Source organism: Streptomyces sp. JW3 (genome assembly GCF_052216785.1).
Lineage (GTDB): Bacteria > Actinomycetota > Actinomycetes > Streptomycetales > Streptomycetaceae > Streptomyces.
The window spans coordinates 54400-76092 of record NZ_JBQOUX010000007.1 but is presented as its reverse complement, the minus strand read 5'-3'; the positions used below and the strand labels follow the sequence as shown (position 1 = coordinate 76092).

General features: G+C 69.8%; 25 protein-coding genes. 10 read left to right on the top strand and 15 right to left on the bottom strand.

Annotated features, from left to right (window positions below; all coding sequences use genetic code 11):
* Positions 1-101 precede the first annotated feature (101 nt).
* Both ACTT8P_RS05260 and ACTT8P_RS05255 read right to left on the bottom strand, forming a co-directional pair.
* Positions 102-1217 carry an NlpC/P60 family protein gene (locus ACTT8P_RS05260; protein ID WP_442830330.1) on the bottom strand — a complete coding sequence of 372 codons (1116 nt, stop codon included), beginning with the start codon at positions 1215-1217 and terminating at the stop codon, positions 102-104.
* A gap of 126 nt (positions 1218-1343) precedes the next feature.
* Positions 1344-2177, bottom strand: a complete 834-nt coding sequence (locus tag ACTT8P_RS05255) for a class I SAM-dependent methyltransferase (protein ID WP_442830329.1) — start codon at positions 2175-2177, stop codon at positions 1344-1346.
* A gap of 216 nt (positions 2178-2393) precedes the next feature.
* On the opposite strand from ACTT8P_RS05255, the gene mshA reads away from it, so the two are divergent.
* The 3 genes from mshA (at position 2394) to ACTT8P_RS05240 (ending at position 5133) form a co-directional block, all read left to right on the top strand.
* Positions 2394-3731, top strand: a complete 1338-nt coding sequence (gene mshA, locus ACTT8P_RS05250; protein WP_442830328.1) for a D-inositol-3-phosphate glycosyltransferase — start codon at positions 2394-2396, stop codon at positions 3729-3731.
* Positions 3724-4242: a YbjN domain-containing protein gene (locus tag ACTT8P_RS05245; RefSeq protein ID WP_442830327.1), complete on the top strand. Its 519-nt coding sequence runs from the start codon at positions 3724-3726 to the stop codon at positions 4240-4242. Before mshA ends, ACTT8P_RS05245 begins: the two co-directional genes overlap by 8 nt.
* A gap of 84 nt (positions 4243-4326) precedes the next feature.
* Positions 4327-5133: a hypothetical protein gene (locus ACTT8P_RS05240; protein WP_442830326.1), complete on the top strand. Its 807-nt coding sequence runs from the start codon at positions 4327-4329 to the stop codon at positions 5131-5133.
* On the opposite strand, the gene ACTT8P_RS05235 is transcribed toward ACTT8P_RS05240, so the two are convergent.
* Complete coding sequence (locus ACTT8P_RS05235; RefSeq protein ID WP_442830325.1) at positions 5126-5950, bottom strand: AraC family transcriptional regulator; 825 nt, start codon at positions 5948-5950, stop codon at positions 5126-5128. The genes ACTT8P_RS05240 and ACTT8P_RS05235 overlap by 8 nt on opposite strands.
* On the opposite strand from ACTT8P_RS05235, the gene ACTT8P_RS05230 reads away from it, so the two are divergent.
* Positions 5949-6428, top strand: a complete 480-nt coding sequence (locus ACTT8P_RS05230) for a DUF2000 family protein (protein ID WP_442830324.1) — start codon at positions 5949-5951, stop codon at positions 6426-6428. The two genes, ACTT8P_RS05235 and ACTT8P_RS05230, sit on opposite strands and share 2 nt — an antisense overlap.
* Before the next feature lie 6 nt (positions 6429-6434).
* Here ACTT8P_RS05230 and ACTT8P_RS05225 read toward each other — a convergent pair whose 3' ends face one another.
* Together ACTT8P_RS05225 and ACTT8P_RS05220 are read right to left on the bottom strand one after the other, a co-directional pair.
* A complete protein-coding gene (locus tag ACTT8P_RS05225; RefSeq protein WP_442830323.1) occupies positions 6435-6752 on the bottom strand; it encodes a hypothetical protein in 318 nt (105 codons plus the stop codon).
* A 157-nt stretch (positions 6753-6909) separates the two neighbouring features.
* Positions 6910-8133: a helix-turn-helix domain-containing protein gene (locus ACTT8P_RS05220; protein WP_442830322.1), complete on the bottom strand. Its 1224-nt coding sequence runs from the start codon at positions 8131-8133 to the stop codon at positions 6910-6912.
* Positions 8134-8250: 117 nt separating this feature from the next.
* Here ACTT8P_RS05220 and ACTT8P_RS05215 point away from each other — a divergent pair, with 117 nt between their 5' ends.
* Positions 8251-8574, top strand: a complete 324-nt coding sequence (locus tag ACTT8P_RS05215; RefSeq protein ID WP_442830321.1) for a putative quinol monooxygenase — start codon at positions 8251-8253, stop codon at positions 8572-8574.
* Here ACTT8P_RS05215 and ACTT8P_RS05210 read toward each other — a convergent pair.
* Positions 8561-9823: an MDR family MFS transporter gene (locus ACTT8P_RS05210; RefSeq protein ID WP_442830320.1), complete on the bottom strand. Its 1263-nt coding sequence runs from the start codon at positions 9821-9823 to the stop codon at positions 8561-8563. The genes ACTT8P_RS05215 and ACTT8P_RS05210 overlap by 14 nt on opposite strands.
* 156 nt (positions 9824-9979) lie before the next feature.
* Here ACTT8P_RS05210 and ACTT8P_RS05205 point away from each other — a divergent pair, with 156 nt between their 5' ends.
* Complete coding sequence (locus tag ACTT8P_RS05205) at positions 9980-10741, top strand: phosphoglyceromutase (protein WP_442830319.1); 762 nt, start codon at positions 9980-9982, stop codon at positions 10739-10741.
* A 189-nt stretch (positions 10742-10930) separates the two neighbouring features.
* Here the strand turns inward: ACTT8P_RS05205 and ACTT8P_RS05200 are convergent, their stop codons facing one another.
* Entirely contained in the window at positions 10931-11368 is a 438-nt protein-coding gene (locus tag ACTT8P_RS05200) for an ATP-binding protein (RefSeq protein WP_442830318.1), read from the bottom strand.
* A gap of 279 nt (positions 11369-11647) precedes the next feature.
* Entirely contained in the window at positions 11648-12388 is a 741-nt protein-coding gene (locus ACTT8P_RS05195; RefSeq protein ID WP_442830317.1) for a GntR family transcriptional regulator, read from the bottom strand.
* Positions 12389-12469: 81 nt separating this feature from the next.
* On the opposite strand from ACTT8P_RS05195, the gene ACTT8P_RS05190 reads away from it, so the two are divergent.
* Positions 12470-13564: a DUF1152 domain-containing protein gene (locus ACTT8P_RS05190; protein WP_442830390.1), complete on the top strand. Its 1095-nt coding sequence runs from the start codon at positions 12470-12472 to the stop codon at positions 13562-13564.
* 310 nt (positions 13565-13874) lie between these two features.
* Here ACTT8P_RS05190 and ACTT8P_RS05185 read toward each other — a convergent pair whose 3' ends face one another.
* The 3 genes from ACTT8P_RS05185 to ACTT8P_RS05175 form a co-directional block, all read right to left on the bottom strand.
* Positions 13875-14873 (bottom strand): hypothetical protein, encoded by a 999-nt coding sequence (locus ACTT8P_RS05185; protein ID WP_442830316.1) that lies wholly within the window; start codon positions 14871-14873, stop codon positions 13875-13877.
* Between the two features lie 326 nt (positions 14874-15199).
* Positions 15200-16417 carry an IS256 family transposase gene (locus ACTT8P_RS05180; protein ID WP_442830315.1) on the bottom strand — a complete coding sequence of 406 codons (1218 nt, stop codon included), beginning with the start codon at positions 16415-16417 and terminating at the stop codon, positions 15200-15202.
* A 527-nt stretch (positions 16418-16944) separates the two neighbouring features.
* Complete coding sequence (locus ACTT8P_RS05175) at positions 16945-17709, bottom strand: SDR family NAD(P)-dependent oxidoreductase (protein WP_442830314.1); 765 nt, start codon at positions 17707-17709, stop codon at positions 16945-16947.
* A gap of 51 nt (positions 17710-17760) precedes the next feature.
* Between ACTT8P_RS05175 and ACTT8P_RS05170 the strand changes: the two genes are divergently transcribed.
* Entirely contained in the window at positions 17761-18393 is a 633-nt protein-coding gene (locus ACTT8P_RS05170) for a helix-turn-helix domain-containing protein (protein WP_442830313.1), read from the top strand.
* A 224-nt stretch (positions 18394-18617) separates the two neighbouring features.
* Positions 18618-19202 (top strand): TerD family protein, encoded by a 585-nt coding sequence (locus ACTT8P_RS05165; RefSeq protein ID WP_442830312.1) that lies wholly within the window; start codon positions 18618-18620, stop codon positions 19200-19202.
* Positions 19203-19699: 497 nt separating this feature from the next.
* On the opposite strand, the gene ACTT8P_RS05160 is transcribed toward ACTT8P_RS05165, so the two are convergent.
* A complete protein-coding gene (locus ACTT8P_RS05160; RefSeq protein WP_442830311.1) occupies positions 19700-19861 on the bottom strand; it encodes a hypothetical protein in 162 nt (53 codons plus the stop codon).
* 52 nt (positions 19862-19913) lie between these two features.
* Positions 19914-20285 (bottom strand): hypothetical protein, encoded by a 372-nt coding sequence (locus ACTT8P_RS05155; protein WP_442830310.1) that lies wholly within the window; start codon positions 20283-20285, stop codon positions 19914-19916.
* 141 nt (positions 20286-20426) lie between these two features.
* Here ACTT8P_RS05155 and ACTT8P_RS05150 point away from each other — a divergent pair, with 141 nt between their 5' ends.
* Positions 20427-20648, top strand: coding sequence for a hypothetical protein (locus ACTT8P_RS05150; RefSeq protein WP_361156099.1), 222 nt, complete (start codon positions 20427-20429; stop codon positions 20646-20648).
* Positions 20649-21033: 385 nt separating this feature from the next.
* Here ACTT8P_RS05150 and ACTT8P_RS05145 read toward each other — a convergent pair whose 3' ends face one another.
* Together ACTT8P_RS05145 and ACTT8P_RS05140 are read right to left on the bottom strand one after the other, a co-directional pair.
* Entirely contained in the window at positions 21034-21282 is a 249-nt protein-coding gene (locus tag ACTT8P_RS05145) for an SCO4226 family nickel-binding protein (RefSeq protein ID WP_361156102.1), read from the bottom strand.
* Between the two features lie 157 nt (positions 21283-21439).
* On the bottom strand, positions 21440-21595 hold the full coding sequence (locus ACTT8P_RS05140; RefSeq protein WP_442830309.1) for a hypothetical protein: 156 nt from the start codon (positions 21593-21595) through the stop codon (positions 21440-21442).
* Positions 21596-21693 lie beyond the last annotated feature (98 nt).

Genomic DNA, 21693 nt, shown 5'->3' with positions numbered 1-21693 from the left:
CGCCGCGCGGGCCGCGCCGGGAACCCGGGTGGAGTCGGTCACGTGGCGCGCCTCACGCCGGGCCGTTTCCGTGCGGCGGTCCCCCCGGGACGGCGCCCGCGTCACGCCTCCGGCCGGACCACCCCGAGGATCGGCATGGTGCCCGCCCCGGTGACCGTCACCGCGCGCCCCGGCCGCGGGGCGTGCACCACCTCGCCGTCCCCGACGTACATCCCCACGTGGCTGGCGTCGTCGAAGTAGATGATCAGGTCGCCGGGCCGCATGTCCTCGGTGGATACGCGCTCCAGCTGCCGCCACTGCTCCTGCGAGGTGCGCGGGATGCCCCGGCCGGCCGCGGCCCAGGCCCGCGAGGTCAGTCCGGAGCAGTCGAACGCCTTCGGGCCCTCGGCGCCCCACACGTACGGCTTGCCGATCTGGGCGGTGGCGTACTTCACGGCCTTCGCGCCCTGCTCGGTGGCGTCCGCGCCGGCCCCGTCCAGGGCTCCGGAGTCGAGCCAGGCGGTCTGCGCCCGCTCGGCCGCCGCGCGCTCCAGGCGGGCGAGGCGCTCCTTCTCCTCCTTCGCCAGCGCGGACTCCAGCTTCTCGGCCGCCGCGATCCGGTGCTCGACCGTCCGCTGGGCGGCGGCCTTCGCCTTGCGGTTCGCCTCCAGTTCCTGCCAGTGATCGGCGGCGTCCGCGGCGTAGGTCTTCAGGGCCGCCTGGGCCCGCTCCAACTGGCCGAGCAGACCCTTGGCGGCGCGCTGGCCCTGGATCACCCGGCCCGCGCCGTCCAGGAACTCGGCCGGGTCGTCGCTGAGCATCAGCTTCGCCTCGTCGGGCAGTCCGCCGGTGCGGTACTGGGAGCGGGCCGCGGCGGCGGCGCGCTGCTCCAGGGCGTCCAGCGCCTCCTGGCCCTCGACGATCTTCGCGGCCAGCTCGACGACTTCCGCGGACTGCCGCTCGGCCTTCTCCTCGGCCGCGTTGTACGCGTCGGTGGCGGCGGCGGCCTCACGGTAGAGCCGGTCGAGCCGGTCGCGGACGGCTTCGAGGTCCTGGTCCGGGGTGACATCGGCGTCCTGGTCCGGGGTGACACCTGCGTCCTGGTCCGGGGTGACGCCGGCCGTCGGGGCCGGGGTGGGCCCCGGGTCGGCGAACGCCGTGCCCGGCGCGGTCAGCACGGTGACCGCGCAGACCACGGCCACGGCCGCGGTGATCAGGCCACGCTTCCCCGGCCCCATACCTCTGCCCCCAAACTGATTAACCGTCAGTAACGTCTCGTTTCCCCGGGGATCGTGCCATGTCGGACCGGGAAGCGACAGAGGCAGTCAGAGACCGACAGAAGCAGTTCTTTTCCCCGTCGCCCCTCAGGGGCGCGTCGGCCCCCATGACCATGACCCCGGCGCCAACGCGCCCCACCGCACCGTCACTTCCCCCTGCCGCCACCGGGCCGGCCCGTCCGTCACCGGCCAGTCGGCCGTGAGGTCGCGCACCGCGCGCAGCCAGCGCTGGCGGGCGCCGTAGGAGGCGTAGGGCGCGGCGGCGGCCCAGGCGCGGTCGAAGTCGCGCAGGAAGGCGTGCACCGGCTCGCCGGGGACGTTGCGGTGGATCAGCGCCTTCGGCAGCCGTTCGGCCAGGTCGGAGGGGCGGTCCAGGGCGGCGAGGCGGGTCGCGAAGGTGACCGTGCGCGGCCCTTCGGGGCCCAGCGCCACCCACACGTGCCGCCGCCCGATCTCGTCGCAGGTGCCCTCCACCAGCAGTCCGCCGCGGGCGTCCCCGGTGGCCGGCGCGAGGCGCGCGCACAGCCGCCGCCAGACGGCGGCGACCTCGGCCTCGTCGTACTGGCGCAGCACGTTCGCCGCGCGGATCAGCAGGGGGCGGCGGGGGAGCGGGATCTCGAAGCCGCCGTGGACGAAGTCGAGGCCCTCGCGGGCGTACGGCGCGGCGGCCGCGACCCGCGCCGGGTCGATCTCGACGCCCACCACCCGGGCCCGCGGCGCCGCGTGCCGCAGCCCGCGCAGCAGCTCCACGGCGGTCCAGGGCGCCGCCCCGTAGCCGAGGTCGACGGCGAGCGGGTCGTCGGCCCGGCGCAGCTCGGCACCGTGCGTGGCCGCGATCCACCGGTCCATGCGGCGCAGCCGGTTCGGGTTGGTGGTCCCGCGCGTGACCGTGCCGACGGGGCGGGGAGCGCGGGCGGACATGACTACGAGGGTAGGCGGTACCCGGATGGGCCCCGGGACGACCGGGACCCTCTGGCCACTCGAACGGTTGAGCGACAAGCAGTAACGATTCGGCAAAGACGAGGAAACACGAGGAAACCGGAATGCGGCACCGCGTGCCCGCGTTGCACTCCCGTGGAGGGCGAGCCCTGCCCTCCGTGTCGTGCACCGGCCGCCCGCAGCAAGGAGGAACGCCACGTGAGCCAGTACGCCGGCAGGCTCGGGCGTCGCTCGGCGGCGGCCCCCGCGCGGCTCAGGCCGCGCCGCAGGCCCCGTCGCGTCGCCATGCTCTCCGTGCACACCTCACCGCTGCACCAGCCCGGCACCGGCGACGCCGGCGGCATGAACGTCTACATCGTGGAGCTCGCCCAGCGCCTCGCCGCGATCAACATCGAGGTCGAGGTCTTCACCCGGGCCACCACCGCCGCCCTCCCGCCCACCGTGGAGCTGTCCCCGGGCGTCCTGGTCCGGCACGTCGACGCCGGCCCCTACGAGGGCCTGGCCAAGGAGGACCTCCCGGCCCAGCTGTGCGCCTTCACGCACGGTGTGATGCAGGCGTGGGCCGGCCACCGCCCCGGCTACTACGACCTCGTGCACTCGCACTACTGGCTCTCCGGCCACGTCGGCTGGCTCGCCGCCCAGCGCTGGGGCGCCCCCCTGGTGCACGCCATGCACACCATGGCCAAGGTCAAGAACGCCAACCTGGCCGCCGGCGACAGTCCCGAGCCCGCCGCCCGGGTGATCGGCGAGACCCAGATCGTCAACGCCTCCGACCGGCTGATCGCCAACACCGAGGAGGAGGCCGGCGAACTGGTCCGGCACTACGCCGCCGACCCCGGCCGGGTCGCCGTAGTCCACCCCGGCGTCAACCTCGACCGGTTCCGCCCGGCCGACGGACGCGCCGCCGCGCGGGCCCGCCTCGGCCTGCCGCAGGACGCGCTGATCCCGCTCTTCGCGGGCCGTATACAGCCGCTGAAGGCCCCCGACGTGCTGCTGCGCGCCGTGGCCGTGCTCCTCGCCGAGCGCCCGGAGCTGCGCTCCAGGATCGTCGTCCCCGTCGTCGGCGGCCCCAGCGGCAGCGGCCTGGCCAAACCGGAGGGGCTCCAGAAGCTCGCCGCGCGGCTCGGCATCGCGGACGTCGTACGGTTCCGCCCGCCGGTCGGGCAGGAGCAGCTCGCCGACTGGTTCCGGGCCGCGTCCGTGCTGGTGATGCCGTCCTACAGCGAGTCGTTCGGGCTGGTCGCCATAGAGGCGCAGGCGGCCGGCACCCCGGTGCTCGCCGCCTCGGTCGGCGGCCTTCCGGTGGCGGTGCGCGACGGCGAGACCGGCTTCCTGGTGGACGGCCACGAACCGGCCGCGTACGCGCGCGTACTGCGCGATTTCGCCGACCATCCCGAGCTCGCCGCCCGGATGGGCGACGCCGCCGCCCGGCACGCGCGGTCCTTCGGCTGGGACACGGCCGCCGCCGCCACCGCCGACGTCTACACGGCCGCGATGCAGGCCCACCGCCGTCGCGTACCCTCCCACCATGGCTGACGAGGCACAGCGGACGGCGGCGCGCACCGTCGAGGAGGCCCTGCGGGACGCCGGCCTGGACTGGGAGAGCCCGGAGCCGGGCAGCTACGTGGCGAAACTCCCCGGCACCCGCAAGCTCTCCACCACCGTCTCCCTGATCGCCGGCCGGCACTCCCTCTCCCTCAACGCCTTCGTCATCCGCCACCCCGACGAGAACGAGGCGGGCGTCCACCGCTGGCTCCTGGAACGCAACCTCAAGCTCTACGGCGTGAGTTACGCCGTCGACCGCCTCGGCGACGTCTACGTCACCGCCCGCCTCCCCCTCCCCGCCGTCACCCCCGACGAGATCGACCGCCTGCTCGGCCAGGTCCTGGAGGCTGCCGACGGCGCCTTCAACACCCTGCTGGAACTGGGCTTCGCGAGCGCGATCCGCAAGGAGTACGAGTGGCGCACGGCGCGCGGTGAGCCGACCCGCAACCTGGACGCGTTCCGGTCGCTCATCCAGCGTCCCACCGGGGACAACGCGAGCTGAACAGCCTGTTAATCTGCGGCGATTTCACCTCCTCCAAGAGGTTCACCCATGAGCTTCACCAGCTCCATCAGTGAGAGGCCGTGCATGAGCACAGGCAGAACCGGCGGCGTGGCCGCGGTGATCGCGGGCGCGCTCGCCCTCGCGGCGTTCACCGCCCCGGCCGCGCAGGCCGCCGACACCGGCATAGCGGTGTCCCAGGTCGTCCTGAACAAGGGCAAGCCCATCGTGGTGGGCACCACCGCCGAGGTGGAACCGACGATCAGCTTCCACGTCAGCTGGCCGGCGGGATACTCCATGCCCAACGTGGACTTCGACCCGTTCCTGTACCACGGCACCACCGCCGCCAAGGGCGCCGAGTCCGGCGGCATCTACGCGGGCGGCTACACCTGCTACGAGGACGGCACCCGCGCCGCCGACTGCGAGGGCACCCTCTACATCGACCCGCGCTACCGCCTCGACTCCAACAACGACGCCACCACCTGGAAGCTCGCCTTCCACGCCATGCTGTGGACCAAGTCCGGCCAGGTGAAGTCCGAGGAGTACCTGACCGGCAAGGGCAGCGTCGCGGTCAAGCGGGCCGCGAAGGTCACCGTCAACGCCGCCCCGGAACCGGTCGCCAAGGGCAAGACCCTCACCGTCACCGGCAAGGCCACCCGCGCCGACTGGGTCAAGCACACGTACCCCGGCTACGCCGACAAGCTGGCCAAACTCCAGTTCCGCAAGGCCGGCACCAGCACGTACAGCACGGTCAAGACGGTTCGCGCGAGCTCCACCGGCGCCCTGAAGACCACGGTCAAGGCGGCCACGGACGGCTACTGGCGCTGGACCTTCGGCGAGACGGCCACCACGGGTGGCGCGACGGCGGCCGGCGACTACGTGGACGTCAAGTGAGTTCCGTACTCGTGCGGTAACGCCCGGGGGTCACCCCCACCAGCTTCTTGAAGTGCCGGGTCAGATGGGCCTGGTCGTAGAAGCCGGTGGCGGTGGCCACGTCGGCCGGGCCGCGCCCGGCGAGCAGCAGCCGCCGGGCCCGGTCGACGCGGCGGGACATCAGGTACTGGTGCGGCGCGATCCCGTACGCCCCGCTGAACGCCCGTACCAGATGCGCCGGGTGGGCCGGGACCAGCGCCGTGGCCTCGGCCAGGCTGAGCCCTTGGACGACCCGCTCGTCGAGCAGCTCCCGCAGCCGCCGGGCCAGTACGGAGTCCGGCCGCGCCGGACGGGCGTCGGCGGGCCGCAGATGGACGTGCAGCCGCTCCCCGATCAACGACAGGCGGCTCTCCGCCTCCAGCTCCTCGCCGGGCCGCACCAGCGCGGTGTGCAGCTGCCCCACCCGGCGCCGCAGCACCGGATCGCGCAGGTCCGGCCGGTCCACCGCGGGCCCGATCAGATCGTCGCCCAGCCGGGACCCGTCGAGGTACAGCACCCGTTTGCGGAAACCGCCCGGGGTGGCGGGCGACCCGTTGTGCGGGACGTGCGGCGGCAGCAGGGTCACGGTGCCGTGCGGGGTGCCGTGCTCGTGCCGGTCCAGGTCGTACCGTACGGCCCCGTCGTCCACGATCAGCAGCGTCCACGCCTCGTGCACGTGCATCGGATAGGCGTACTCGGTGAACCGGGCGTGGAACACCTCCACGACGCCCGGGACCGCCGGACGCCAGGCGGCGACGGCGGTCCCGGGCGCCCCGGCTCCGTTCCTGACTGCGGCCATGCAAAAAACGTACAAGACCGGACCGCGGACCGGACGGCAGTCTCACTCCATGAACGACGAAGAGCCCCTCCGCTTCGACACCAAGATCGCCGTGCTGCTCCGCGCCGACCTGGCGACCTGGCAGCGCCTGAACGTGACCGCGTTCCTGGTCAGCGGCCTGGGACCGGAGGTCCCCGAGCTGGTCGGCGAGCCGTACGAGGACGCGGACGGCGTCCCCTACCTGTCCATGTTCCGCCAGCCGGTGCTGGTCTTCGAGGGCACGAAGGAGACGCTGAAGGCCGCCCACACCCGCGCCCTGTCCCGCGCCCTGCCCCGCTCCGTCTTCACCGCCGACCTCTTCACCACGGGCCACGACGCCGCCAACCGCGCGGCGGTCCGCGCCGTCCCGACGGCCGACCTGGACCTGGTGGGACTCGCGGTGTACGGGCCGAAGAACGCGGTGGACAAGGTGGTGAAGGGGGCGCGGATGCATCCGTGAGCCCGCTCACGGGGTGGGCGGCGGCCCGCAGTTCTCCAGCCGGGCCCCGCGACTCTCGGCGACCCGGAGGACATCGGCCAGGGACTCGGTCAGACGCGCGGAGAGATACCGGAGTTCGACGGGTCCGACCTTCGGGTCGTCGACCAGCACCCGGGCATGCCCGAGCAGGTCGTTGCCCATGCCGAGCTGTACGGACTCGATCGAGTCGGCGAGCCGGGAGAGGCGGCCGCCTTCGCTGTCGTCGGCGACCAGGTAACAGGGATTGCCTTCCGCACTGGTCCAGGGCAGAAGGCGGGTCAGTCGGCGGGTTCCACTGTGCGGCACGTCAGCCCTGCTTTCCTCGGATGGGCCATGCCCCCGGGCCGTGCCAGCGGTCACGGGGGTTCCGCCATCGACGACGGTGCTATGACGCCAGAGCGCATGATTCGGTACGGACAGTGACGCTGCGTGCCACTGTCCGGGGCGACTGGGACAGGACGTCCTACTCCTCGATGTTCAAGCGTTCCGCGAGTTCCAGGACGGGAGAGGTCCGTCGGCGCTCCCGGTTCCGCAGGTCGGTCACCAGTCGGCGGCTCGTGGAGTGGTACCGCAGCCATTCCGGCGCCGCACGCTCGGCCGCCAGGAGAGCCTGGAGCGCACCGTCGTCCCTGCCGAGGTCCGCGTGCGCGAGAGCGAGGTCCACATGGAAGCGGGCCCGCCACGTCGGTGGAAGTGACGCCAGGCCGGTCACCGTCCGCGCCGCCCGGAGCGCCTCCGCGGTGTCTCCCAGTTCCACCAGAAAGTTGACCTCCGCCACACCCGCGTTGGCCGGGCCGAAGGGGGTCGCGTAATCGAGCCGGTCCGTACCGATCCGGGCTGCTGCCGCTGTGGCCATGCTGAGGAGATCTCGGACGGTGTCCCGCCGCTCCAGCCGGACGGCGGCGGTGGCGGCGCGGAGCAGCAGGATGCCCCACAGGGCGAGTTCGAGGGGCGGCGACCTGAAGCCGGGCTCGACGCGTTCGGCCGCTGACAGGGCGACCCGCTCGGCGTCGGTCAGACGGCCCTGCTTGGTGAGGACCCAGGCGAGACTGGAACAGCCGACCGATTCCAGATGCGGATCGTCCCCCTTCCTGGCCGCGGCCATGGAACGTTCGAGAGCGGTGAAGGCGGCGTCCTCCTTCCCGAGAGCCGTCAGCGTGGTGGCGGCGACCTGATACGCCTCGGCGAGGACGGAGTGGGCCGCCGCCGCGTCGGCACCGCTGTGGTACCGCGCCGCGGCCTTCGCGTCCTCGATCAACTGCGGGAGCAGGGACCCGATCTCCCCTATGCGCCCCTCGCGCCGGATGCGCTCCGTGGACCGCAAGGAGGCCCGCAACCGTGCGATCGTGGGCGGGTCTTCCGCCTCCGGTTCCTCGCCGTCCAGATCGAACAGATCGGACACCGGCGAGACGGCCTGCCGCAACGCGAGCACGGAGGGCGGCTCCGCCTCGCCTCGTACCTCGAAGGTGGCGGGCTGGCCGAGGAGGGTGGACGGTTCGACGTCCAGCGCACGCGCCAACGCGTTGATGGTGGCGAGGCGGGCGGTCTGCCGGACTCCCTGTTCGAGCTTGCGGACGATGTCGACCGACAGGCGGGCCCGCTCGGCGAGTCCTTCCTGGGTCAGCTTCCGCCGCATGCGCAGCCGGGCGATCCGGTCCCCGATGCCGGGTTCTTCTTGCAGCTGCATGGAACACTCCCCGCGAGACGGTCCTGTTGACTACGGTACGTCGCACGGACATCGCGTGTGGTGACGTGCTGCCGCGTCCTTGACGGACTCGGTACGCCACGAAGGAACGGGGTGTGCATGAGTAAAGGCCTGGGTCTCGTGGTGCGCTTCACGCTGCGCGATCAGACAGCGGCGGTTGCGTTCGACCAGCTGTGTGCCGAGACCATGGAGGGGATCAAGCGACAGGAGCCCGGCACGCTGGCGTACGTCACGCATGTTCCGGCCGACGAGCCGTTGATCCGCGTCTTCTACGAGCTGTACGCGGACCGAGCCGCGTTCGAGGCGCATGAGGCGCAGCCGCACACCAAGCGGTTCCTGGCCGAACGTGAGCAGTTCCTGGTCGGCACGGAAGTGACGTTTCTCGACGCCGTTGCCGGAAAGGTCCCGCTCAGGCCCGGCTGACCTCCGTCTTCGCGGTCGCCGGCCCGCCCTCGGCGACCGCGGATCCCTCCGCCGGCAACCGCCGCATCAGCGCCGCGTACCCCACGGCGGCCAGCGTGCCGATCACCGCGCACATGCCCCACAGCCACGCCGCGCCGAACCGGTCGATCACGAAACCGCTCATCAGCGGCGCGACCAGCGCGGCGACCGACCAGGACATGCTGTACATGCCCTGGTACCGGCCCCGCCCGTGCGCCGGGGAGAGCCGTACCACCAGTCCGGTCTGGGTCGGCGCGTTGACCACCTCGGCCAGCGTCCACACGCACACGGTGAGGGCGAAGACGCCGACCGACCCGGCGAACGCGGTCAGCCCGAACCCGTACCCGGCCAGCAGGGCCGACAGGGCGAGCAGCCGGCGGGGATCACGGTGCTCGATGAACCGGGTCACCGGAATCTGGAGTACGACGATCAGCAGGCCGTTGACGGCGATGGCCAGCCCGTAGTCGGCCGCGGTGAAGCCCGCCTGCCCCATCGCCACCGGCAGCCCCACGGACCCCTGCTGGAAGATCAGCGCGACCAGGAAGGACAGCCCGACGACCCCCATGAACCGCCCGTCGCGCAGCACGGTGCCGAGCGAGACCGGTGTCTCGTCGGCCACGGCCGCCCTGCTGACCGTCGGCCGCGACTCGGGGATCTTCACGAACACCACGACCGCGCAGGCCAGCGTCATCCCGGCCTCGATCAGGAACCCGGCGAGATAGCTGAACTCGGCGATGAACCCGGCCGCCATGGACGACACGGCGAAGCCGAGGTTGATCGCCCAGTAGTTGAGCGAGAACGCCCGCACCCGGTCCGCGGGCCGCACGATGTCCGCCATCATCGCCTGCACGGCCGGCCGCGAGGCGTTGGAGGCCGCCCCCACCAGGAAGGCGACGGCGGCGATGGCGACCGGGTCCCGCATGAAGCCGAGCAGCGCCACGGAGGCAGCGGTGGCCGTCTGCGCCACCAGCAGCGTGGGCCGCCGCCCCAGCCGGTCCGCCATCACCCCGCCGGCCAGCGAGGAGACCACCCCGCCGAGCCCGTGCAGCGAGGCGACCAGCCCGGCGTAGGAGGCGGAGTAGCCGCGGTCGAGGGTCAGGTACAGCGCCATGAACGTGGCGACGAAGGCGCCCAGCCGGTTCACCAGGGTGCTGGTCCACAGCCACCAGAACTCGCGGGGGAGCCCGGAGACGGACTCCCGCACGGCACGTATCGGACTGGCGGCTGGCATGGCTCCCCCGAGGACTTCCCGTAGAACAGATGTAAGCACCTATAGCGGCCAGCACAACTTACTCATCTGACGTCCCGGGGGCCACCCGATTAACACCCCGCCCCACCGCTCCGCCCCCGCGCGGGCCGGGTGCCGGGTTCGATTACGCTCGGACCCATGGCCGACGCACCGTACAAGCTGATCCTCCTCCGCCACGGCGAGAGCGAGTGGAACGAGAAGAACCTGTTCACCGGCTGGGTGGACGTCAACCTCACCGCGAAGGGCGAGAAGGAGGCGACGCGCGGCGGCGAGCTGCTGAAGGACGCCGGCCTGCTCCCCGACGTCGTGCACACCTCCCTCCAGAAGCGCGCCATCCGCACCGCGCAGCTCGCGCTGGAGTCCGCGGACCGCCTCTGGATCCCGGTGAACCGCAGCTGGCGCCTGAACGAGCGCCACTACGGCGCCCTTCAGGGCAAGGACAAGGCGCAGACCCTCGCGGAGTTCGGCGAGGAGCAGTTCATGCTGTGGCGCCGCTCCTACGACACCCCGCCGCCGGCCCTGGACCGCGACGCGGAGTACTCCCAGTTCGCCGACCCGCGCTACGCGACCCTCCCCCCGGAGCTGCGCCCGCAGACGGAGTGCCTGAAGGACGTCGTCGTCCGCATGCTCCCGTACTGGTTCGACGCGATCGTCCCCGACCTGCTGACCGGCCGCACGGTCCTGGTCGCGGCCCACGGCAACTCGCTCCGCGCCCTGGTCAAGCACCTCGACGGCATCTCCGACGCGGACATCGCGGGCCTGAACATCCCGACCGGCATCCCGCTCTCCTACGAACTGGACGCCGACTTCAAGCCGGTGAAGCCGGGCGGCACTTACCTGGACGCGGACGCGGCCGCCGCCGCCATCGAGGCGGTCAAGAACCAGGGGAAGAAGAAGTAAGCCCACCTGAAGAAGCCCTCTACCTGCGGGTTACCCGACGGTGGAGGGCTTTTCGCTGCCTCTGTCATGTCTCCGAGCCGTCAGGACGACAGGGCCATGCGCTCTCCGGACTCCGGCTCCTGTCTCTACTCCGGCCAACGAGACCAGCGACCATCCCTGAGCAGGTGGAGAAGCGGGGCGCTCCTCCCCTCAGGAAGGCCAGGCATCGGCCATCACGAAGGAGACGATCGTCCCGCCGAAGCGGCTGGGCCCGCAGTGCCACGATTCGGCTATGGCGTCGACCAGCAGCAGTCCGCGCCCGTGTGCGTCATCGGCGTCCGGTCGGCGCATGCGCACGTTCACCGGGAAGCCGGGGTTGTGTACCTCCACGCGAAGCGAGGTGTCCTCACGGAACCACTCCACGCGTACACACCACTCTTCGTCCGCCCGTCCGTACAGGATGGCGTTGGTGACCAGCTCGGAGATCATCAGCGCACAGTCGTCGACCGAGCAGGCCGGGTTGTACGGGGCGATGAACTGCCGGAACCAGCGTCGAGCCCGAGGGACGGACTCCGGAACCGGGTGCAGTGTCATTGCCCCGAGCCACGGTGATTCCTCGCTGGGGAAGCGGTTGAACCGGTAGGTCATCCGCGCTCACTCCTTGCCGCTGCCGTCGAAGTCGAGGCAGCGCCGCTTCGATGCGGCACGGGTGTGGTCGTCGGTGGTGGCGAGGACCGCCGACGTACGCGAAGCGACGCGCTGCCATCCGCGTCCCCGGCGTCCCCGGCATGCTGCGCACGCGCCCTGATCCGGCCGCCGACCTGACACCCGGTGCCCCCTTCCAGTAAGTGGCCTTGGCCACTTACTGGATAGTGGCATTAGCCACTCGCCCGCGCAAGCGTTACGCATAACTGGCGCCCCGTCATGTCACGCCAGCGGATAGCCCTGTTCGAACGCCCAGCGGTGCGGCGGGTAGGTCGCCTCGGCGAACTCCAATGGCCGGTCCTGCATGTCGTAGACGACGTGGTGAACGATCAGCACGGCGGAGCCCGGTGGCAGCTCCAGGTCGGCGGCCTCTTCCTCGGTGGCGCTCCGGGCACACATCCGGTCCTCGGCGTAACTCCCCTGCCGGCCGGTCATGTTCTCGACGTACATCAGGGTCCCCTCCTGAATCCGCCCGGGGTCCGTGAGCCTGGGCGCCCGCTGCCCGACGTCCGGGGCGAACCACGAGGTCGACAACGTGATAGGGCCGTCCTGGTTGTTGGTCACGCGCCGGCGGTGCACGGCCCGGCGGTCCTTCACCAGCCCGAGAGCCTCAGCCACGTGGTCCGGAGCGTCCATCCACCCGGCCGACGTGATCACCGCGTACTCACCGGGCGTGTAGATCTTCCCGGTCTGACGAGCCCGGCCGTACAGCTCCCGCGCCCGCCGGTTGACTTCCAGGCTGCGCACATAGGTCCCCGAGCCCTGCCGCTTCTCGACGAGCCCCTGATGACTGAGCGCCTCCAGGGCGCGGGCCGCAGTCGGGCGGGACACCTTCCAGTCCGCCGCCAACTGTCGCTCCGACGACACCTCGTCACCCGCTCGCAGGTCGCCCCGAAGAATCTGATCGCGGATGTGGTGAGCGATCTGGAGATACTTCGGCTGCGCCTCCTCGATCTGCGGCACGTCCCCTCCTCGTCCAAGTGGCTATGGCCTTTAGCCACTATAGGGTGAATGGAAAAGACCAAAACCCGTAACGTTGACCACATGACGCGGTTGATCGTCGCAGCAGGAGGCGGAGGCGACGCCGTAGCCGCCGCAATGCTTCACGCCGCCCTGTACGGCGACGAGGACCAGGCGGTGATCCTCACGTACGCGTGGGACCGCCTGCTGATCGACCCGGTACCGGGCCCACGCGGCGCGCACGACTTCACCGGCCTGGAAGCCATCACCCCGTCCGTGTGGTCAGTACCGGCCACCGCCCGCCCAGTCGCTCCCGCAGGATCGACGCTCCCGCGCCTCGCGTCCGAACTCCCACAGACACTCGCCCTGCTGGACCCCACCCATGGAGTCGAGGGCGTGACGCGCCAGCTGGAAGAGCTGCTGGCGCACCTGGCGCCCGAGTCAATCGACCTCCTGGACGTCGGCGGAGACATCCTCGCCCGCGGCGACGAACCAACCCTGAAAAGCCCGCTCGCCGACGCGGTGACGCTTGCCGCGTGCTGCCAGGTGAACGCCCCGGTCCGACTCCTGGTCGCCGGCCCCGGTCTCGACGGCGAGCTGTCGGCGGAGGATCTCCGTCCGCTGCTGGGACCCGTCGTCCACACCCTCACGGCGCAGGACGTGGCCCCGGTCGGCAACGTCCTGGAGTGGCACCCGTCCGAAGCCACGGGGATGCTCGCGGCGACGGCCCAAGGGACGCGCGGCATCTGCGAGGTACGCGACGCCGGCCTACCGGTACCGCTCACGGACGAAAGCCCGTGTGTCCACGAAGTCGACCTGGACGAGGCGCTGAGCCACAACACCCTTGCCCGAGCCATCACGGCGACGACGACCCTGGACGAGGTCGAGGCCCACAGCCGCGAGGTGTGCGGCTTTGCGGAGATCGATTACGAGCGCAACAAGGCCCTGTGGCTGAAGGACCAGCCGTCGGCCCCGCTCGACGAGGCGGCGGTACTGCGCCAGGTCGACGAGTTCGAGTCGGAAGCCCGCACCCGCGGAGTCACACACACGACGTTCCGCCACCTCACTGAGGCCCTGAACCTAAACGGCACTCAGCGCAGCAGCCTGCGCCAACTCCTGCTCACCAGACGCCCGGAGCAGTACGCAGCCCCACTCTGGCACATCCCAGACGCCACCTGAGTTACAACCTTCTTTACTGGTTCAAGGCGGCTCGCTCCGCTCCCCGCGCGCGGCCCGACCCCCCCGGCCGGGCCTGCGCTCCTGTCTCCGCCCCGCTCCAGCCCGGCCGGCGCCCGTGCCGCGCTCTACAGCGATCAGCCGCCTGGAGTCAGAGAGGGGGAACGTCGTGCTTTACCGGGCAGGTCCACAGACTGCCCGACGCGCCGGAAGTTTACGGGGCCAAAATCACTCGCCCCAAATCAGCTCCAGCCCAAAGCCGCTCTATCAACCTGTTGCTCTCTGCAACACGCGTCACTCCCAGTCACAGCTTTCAGTACGAAACACCGCATCGAGAAAGAGCTTGAATCAACTGATTATTATCTTCCTGATTTCTCCACTGGATGACTTCACAAACAGAGGTCGAATCAGGATCGAATTGCATTCCGGCCACATTGGCGCCAAGTGGGGCATTCACGACAATCAGAACGGGGATCATAGAGGGCTGATGTCGCGCCGCCACCATCTCTACTGAATGTTTCAAGTAAGGGCCGCGGGAGCTGAATTTTACCTCAATACCCACGACACCGTCGTAATCTCCCACCAGGAAATCGACTCCGCGGTCAACATTCGACTTCTGTACGGGCAGATTTAGCGAGTAAAGGACGCTCTGAAGAGCGCGTTCGTAGCGGAGGTATCGCGCCTGCGGTGTCTGGGCTAGCTCTAACGCATCAGAGACGGTTTGAGCCGCGGCAACGTAAGCCTTCGCGTCACTCTCCGTCAGTGAGACGTCACCGGCGTGGGCAACCCTGTCACGGAGCTGCATTAGGTCATGCGTGAGTCGAATCAAGTGCTCCGGAAGAAAACCGCGCTCCTCAATAACGCGCAAGATACCCGTTTGTCGACTAACCCGCGTCAATGCAGCACGCGATGCATTGAGCTCCAGTTCCCTCCATGCTCCCAAAACCGCACCTGCCGGATCTCCTGCCGACGCAGCGGAAAGCTCGGCAAATCTTCCCTCAACTCGCGAGACCCTCGAAGTGACGCGTCGAATCTTCGCGATCATTTGCCGACTCTCGATAATTCCACTGTCCGCATCGTCGCTACTTACGGATTCCTGAATTTCTGCAACGAGGGCATGCTCGACACTCTCTGCTTCTTGCGCGATAGCGTCTGCCTGTGTGGCAAAAGTAAGTGATCCCACCGGGGTTTCCACTGAGTCCACTCGCTGCGACAACTTCGCTAATTGCTTGCGAAACGTCAACCCGAGTACGACCGTTACGCTCGGCCAAATCAAGACCTTCACGTAGTCAAGAATTAATCGCCAGTCCATGCAGTTATTATTGCAGCGGCCAGAGGCCGATGTTGAGGTTTCCGGAGATGGCCCCGACGCTCAGCAATGAGTGACGGAACCTTGTCAGTGCTCTGAGGGGGTTCCTACGGTCCGTGCCAGGTGTGTGCCAGATCCCATGGGGAAGCACGGGAAACACCGGGAACCAGTCGACCGCCCGCCGGGCGGTCGACACCACTTCACTGCAGGTCAGCTCCTTTGCAAGCCCAAAGTACCCCTAGCTTCCCAAGCTGATAGCTCGCGCGCCGTCGTGACGGGGCCGGCCGTCGTGGTTTGCTCGGTCGTGCCCCTTGGCGTGGTGTAGGGGATCATTCGTCGGTGGCGGGCAGCAGGGTGTTCTTGTCCGGATAGAGGCTGTCCATGCTCTCGTTGGAGAGGTAGCGGCGGGGGAAGGCGATCCACTCGTCGTGCAGCTCGATCAGGACGGCGGTGGCCAGGCGTTCGACGGCGGCGTCGTTGGGGAAGACCTGGACGACGTCGGCCCGGCGTTTGACCTCGCGATTTAGGCGCTCCAGCGGGTTGGTCGACTGGATCTTCTTCCAGTGCTGGTGGGGGAAGTCGGCGAAGGCGGTCAGCTCGTCCTTGGCGTCAAGAAGCATCTCCTTCACCTTGGGGAACTGCTTGCCGAAGGCGTCAGCGACGGTGTCGAGCTGGTTGCGGACCGAGACGGCGTCGGGCTGGGCGAAGATCGTGCGGATGGTCGCGGCGGCCATCTCGGCGTGCTGCTTCGGGATCACGGAAAAAACGTTGCGGACGAAATGGACGCGGCAGCGCTGGTGTGCGGCTCCGATCATGACCTTGGCGATGGCGGCGACCAGGCCGAGGTGCTGGTCGGAGATGACGAGACGGACCCCGTTCAGGCCCCGTTTGCGCAGGTCACGCAGGAAGGTGGTCCAGAACGTCTCGTTCTCGCTGTCGCCGACCATGAGGCCGAGGACTTCCCGGCCGCCGTCCTCGGTGACGCCGGTGGCGATGACGACGGCGCGGGAGGCGATCTGGTGGTCGACGCGGGCCTTGAGGTAGGTGGCGTCGAGATAGAGGTAGGGGAAGCGGGTGTGGTCCAGGGGACGGTTGCGGAAGGCCGTGAGGCTTTCGTCGAGGTCGCCGCAGATCCGGGAGACCTGGCTCTTGGAGATGCCGGTGTCCGAGCCGAGGGCTTTGACCAGGTCGTCGACGCTGCGGGTGGACACGCCGTGGACGTATGCCTCGATGATGACGGCGTAGAGGGCTTGGTCGACGCGGCGTCGGCGTTCCAGGAGGCTGGGGAAGAAGGTGCCGGCGCGGAGTTTGGGGATCGTGAGTTCCAGGTCGCCGGCCTGGGTGGTCAGGGTCCGTTCGCGGTGACCGTTGCGGTAGGCGGTACGGGTCTCGGTGTGCTCGCCCCATGCGGCACCGATGTGCTGTGTCGCCTCGGCTTCTATCAGTTCTTGCAGGACTCGTTCGGCCGCGGTCCGGACGATTTCCAGTCCGTCCGCCGAGCGTAGTGACTCCAGAAGGCGGAGCAGGTCATCATGGGCCAGGGCCATCGTGCACCTCCGGGTCGGATTCACCGTTCACCGCGGAGAGTTGCACGGTGGCCCGTCCTCGTTCAGGGCGCACGAGCGGTCCACCAGGGGCAACGCGGTGGCGAGCCGGGGGCGCACATCAGCCAAGAACGGCTACACCACGTCAAGGGACGCCATCGTTTGCTCTGGTCGACGGCGCAAGCCAGTAGCGTGGCTGAGGCCGGCGGGGGTGCAGCGAGACACACACGCGCCTGGTCGGTCGGCGCGCCCACCGTCGTGGCTGACTGTCGTCGGCTGAGGTTCGTGCCACAACCGTGCCAGATACAGGGATCTGGCTTTGTTCACGAGAACCGACAGCGCTTGTACACGAGATCGGGCGGCACTCGAAGCGCCGCAGAAATCGAACAGTTCACGGCAGCGGGCAGCGCAGGTTCCGGTCGAGTCGGTCCGCCGAACGAGTTCCTGCGCGAACTCCGTGGCCGGATGCCGGGGAGCCGGAACGCTGTGTGGAGTTGCGCGATGCGCTGCCCTCGCCAAGTGTTCGTTGCTCAGATGCGTGGACCGAGGAACAGGCCACCGCTCGCGTCGAGGATCTGCCCAGTGACCCAGCGGGCGGCATCGGAGGCGAGGAAGGCGACCACGTCGGCTACGTCGTCGGGCGCGCCCAGCCTGCTGAGTGCCGTCATGCCCGAGATCTGTTCGGTGAGGCCCGGCACGTCGAAGACAGCTCCGTTGCTCGCTGTCCTGGTGGCCCCAGGAGCGACCGCGTTCACCGTAATTCCTTGAGGACCGAGTTGGCCGGCGAGGGTCTTGGTCATCGTCTCGATCGCGCCCTTCGTCATGGCGAAGGATGTCTGGGACGCGTTGGCCATCCGGGTTGCCACCGACGAGATCGAGATGATCCGGGCGCCCTGGCGCAACAGAGGCAGTGCACGCTCGATGATGAAGTACGGTGCCCGCACGTTCACCGCGAACAAGTGGTCGAACTCCGCCCGCGTCGTGACACCGAGCGCGCCGGCCGGTGCGGCCGCGGCGTTGTTGACGACGATGTCGAGCGGCCGACCGCCCAAGCCGGCCTCCACGCCGGCGAAGAGGGTCTCGACGTCGCCGTCCACGCCCAGTTCGGCTCGGACGGCAAAGCCGGTCCCGCCGGCGTGTTCCAGCGCGTCGAGCGTTGCCGCGGCCCCGCCCTCGTCCGTGCCGAAGTGCACGATCACCGTGGCTCCTTCGGCCGCCAGCCGAGCCGCGATTGCCTGCCCGATGCCGCGCGACGCGCCCGTCACCAGAGCCGTTCTGCCTATCAGATCGCCCATGCCTTCACCCATCCGAATGTTAGTTACTAACATGATGGTAGTGTCTAGCACATGAGTGAGCGGCAACCAACCCTGCGGGAACGACGGCGTTCCGAGACGCGGCGCCTGATCCAGGCGCACGCGGTGCGCCTGTTCACCGACCACGGCTACGACGCGGTAACGGTGGCCGACGTCGCCGAGGCCGCCGGCGTCTCCGCAATGACCGTGTACCGGCACTTCCCCACCAAGGAGGACCTCGTCCTCATCGACCAGCCCGCCCAGCTCATCGCCGAGCACGTCGCAGCGTCGTCTGCAGTGCAACCTCTGGTGCGCCGCGTCGGCAGCGCGCTCATCGACGCGGCCACGATCTCGACCGGCGGCAACGGAGACGAACGGGCAGCAAACGAACGGTTCCTGCTGGACTGCCTCCGGCTCATGGTCTCGACGCCTGCGCTACGGGCCCGGCACCTGGACAACCAGTACGCGCTGCAACAGGCCATCGTCGACGCCCTCGGGGATGACGCGACTGATCCCGACGCCGCGTTCCACGCCCAGGCAGCGACCAGTGCCTGCATCGCCGCGATGCACACGGCACTGACGCGCTGGGTCGAAGACGACGGACACACCAAACTGCCCGACCTGATCGCACGGGCACTCACCGCGTCCTTCGGCGAAGACGCCGTCGCCGCACGCCGGAAGGACTGAAGCGCCACGGACCGGGCGCTGTGATCCATCTTGACCATCGAACACAGCGCGGTGTCGGTGCCTCCCGAAGTGCTGAACAATCGCTGTCGAAACTCGTGAACAAAGCCACTTCGCCGGCACCCTCAGGTACCCCGGATACGCGCTGACGGCACCCGCCGACCCGGAAGCAGAGAGCGCGGGGCAGACTCTGTGCCGTAGGCACGAAAACGGAGGATGGCTAGCGCATGATCACGCTGACGAAGGAAGACGGCCCCGCGGACCTGGACGGGGTGACCCACCTGTCCATCGGCGTCTCCTGGGACCCGACCGCCGGCAGCAGCGGCGGGGTGCTCGGTAAGCTCCGCCGCAAGACCGGCACCGACCTCGACCTCATCGCCGTCGCCCTGCAGGGCGGCGACCCGGTACGCCTGGCCGGCCTCGACTCCCTCGACCCCATGGGCAACGGCTCGCTCCTGCACAGCGGCGACAACCAGACCGGGCACGGGGACGGCGACGACGAAACGGTGACGGTCGAGTTCGCCCGCCTCCCCGCCCCCATCACGTCCGTCGTTTTCGTCGCCGCCGCCTACAAGAAGGGCAGCGACTTCCAGAAGGCGCGCAACATCAGCTTCAAGGTCTATGACGCGACCGGGGGCAGCACCCAGCAGGTCGCCGACATCTGGCCCAGCCTGCTCAGCCGGGACAACGCCTGCGCTGTGGCCAAGGCCGTGCGCGTGGGCGGCGGCTGGAAGCTGGAGGTCGTCAACGATACGGGGAAGGTCAAGCAGGGCGACGAGCACGCTCTGATGCGGTTCGCCGTCAGCAAGTAGTAGTCGACGGCCGGGGCGCTCCAGTCCGCCACTGAGGAGAGCGATCGGCCACCTCGTCGAGCGGCATGCCCTCGGCGTGCCCGAGCAGCCGGTCAGGGGCAGTCGACAGGGGTGCCCCTACGGCACCGCCGTGGTGGCCCTCAGCGGCCCGTCTACGCAAGTTACGCGTGCGCGGGGTCCGCAAGCGCTGTCGTTTCCCAATCTGAGGGGCTCGGGCCGGTCGCCGCCGTCGGGCGCTGGCTGTCGAAGCAGGCAGCGCCGTTGAGGCCGGTGGGGGTGCAGCGAGGCACACGCGTGGGTGGTCGGTCGGCGCACCCCGCCGTCGTGGCGGGCTGTCGCCGGCCGAGGTTCGGCCTGGGCGCGTCGAAGGTGTCGGCCGTCAGGCGAGGGCGGCGAAGCTGGGCCGTCTCTGGGCCGTCCGAGAGCGCTCGACAGCGGCCAATGACGACCACCAGGCGCGCGGGCCCACCGCCCCATAACGTACCGGCACAGATGTCTCAGCCCCGGCGGAACACGAGTACCACGCTGTACGTGCCGAACGCGGAGCTGTCGCCCGACGAGAGGCCGGTCATCCGCTCCAGGGCCCAGCCGTTGGCCTCTACCTGCTCAATGGTGTCGGCCAGGGCGTCCTCGATCTGCTCGCCGGTGCCGCTGGACATGGCGCCGGCGAGTCTCGCACGCACCACGAACACCCGCCGGCCCTGCCGAAGGTCATGCCGGAAGCGACCGCTCGCGCGGCGTCCGGGTCAGCAGCACCGCACCTCCTACCGCCGCGCACCCCGCCACTGCCGCCGCCAGAACCCCGCCCGACACCCCCACCGACACCACCGACCACCGCGACCGCGCCGACAGCAAGGACCCCGTGCTCAGCCACGACCCGGTGGAGATGAGGGACAGGGCGGAACCGATCGAGCCGGCCGACAGGGCGCTGCCGATCGAGGCGATCGACAGGGCCGAGCCCACCGAGCCGATGGACAGAACCGAGCCGACCGAACCGATCGACAGCACCGAGTCCTTGGACCAGAGCGACAGCACGGAACCGTGGGAGGGATCATGGACCGGCCGTACGGGCAGTTTCGGCATGGGACCATCATGCCTTCCGGTCGCGATTCAGGGCAGGTCCGCTGCAGCGAACCGCTGCTGAACAGGAGAAACGCGAACCGGCTCGATCTCCGGGCCGCTGAGGCCGTACCGAGTGGCGCGGGTGGGTCCATACTGAGGACAATGACAAAGCCATCTGCACCGAAGCGCCATCTGCCGACCAGCCCCTTCAAGGCCCCGGTCGCGCCGCCCCTCAAACACTTCGCCGTGGGGGACCAGGTCACCCACGACATGTACGGCCTCGGCCGCGTGATCGGCATCGAGGACGGGATCGCCGCGCTCGTCGACTTCGGGTCGGCCCAGCAGCGGATTCTCAGTCCGTACTCCAAGATGAGCAAGCTGTAACAGCAGCTCGCTCGCACCCGAACGGGAGACCTCTCATCGAATCGACCTCGCTGTTCTCCGCTCCGGAAGGAGCGCCTCGCTACGCCACCGCCGCGTCGCCGCCGCCCGCGACGAACCCGTTCGTGGCCCCGGATCTCGGGGAGGACGAGGACTTTCCACTGGACGAGGGGCCCGCGTCCTACTCGGCTGTGGAGGAGGCCCGGCACACAGCGCGCTAGAGGGCCCGCGTCCAGCCGGCGCCGTGCAGTGCGTGCCGCACCGCCCCGCGGCCGACCGACTGGACCGGGCGGACCCGGCCAGGGCGACGGACGGCAGTCCGTGGGGGCCTGAGCGTTCCGGGCCGAGTCGGCAGACCATCCCGTCGCGGCACAGGCGCCGCCCCGCCTCACACCGTGAGCGGCACCGCGTGCACCTCGTCCGCCGGATGGCCGGCCCGTTCGTGCACCCGCTGGACCGCCGCCGCGGACGGCGCCTCGGAGAGGCAGTAGACCGTGCCGGAGTCCGGGTCCGCCCAGGCACGTTCGAAGTGCACCCGCTCGTCCTGCTCGACGGCCAGGTCGGCCTGGTGCGCCTGGTGGAGCTGGTCGGCGGTGATGCCGTGCATTCCGTGATGGACGTCCATGAACCGGGTCATGGCTCCGCACCTCCCACAAACTCGCGTGCGTCCGCCCCTCACCTCCAGGATGCGTCCGTACGGAGGACCGGGCGACCCGGCGACGACGACGACCGAGGGCCCCGGCGAGCGCGTGACACAACGCGTCGCCGGGGCCCTCGGCCTCGTCTCCGAACCGTCAGCCGCACTGGCAGGGGCTGCCCGACTGGCAGCCGCAGCCGCAGCCCGAACCGCAGCCGCACGCGGCGATCAGGGGCAGCGCCTTCATCTCGGCGGGCTGCTCGGTCCGGCGTTCCTGTGCGGGGTCGGGCGTGGTGCTGGGGGATTCGGCCATGGGTCCTCCTAGCGGCAGATGCCTGTGCCCATTGGATGCCCAGGGCGGCGGTCGCATCAACGGCGCATCGGGGCGCCGGTACGCGCCCCGCGCCCACT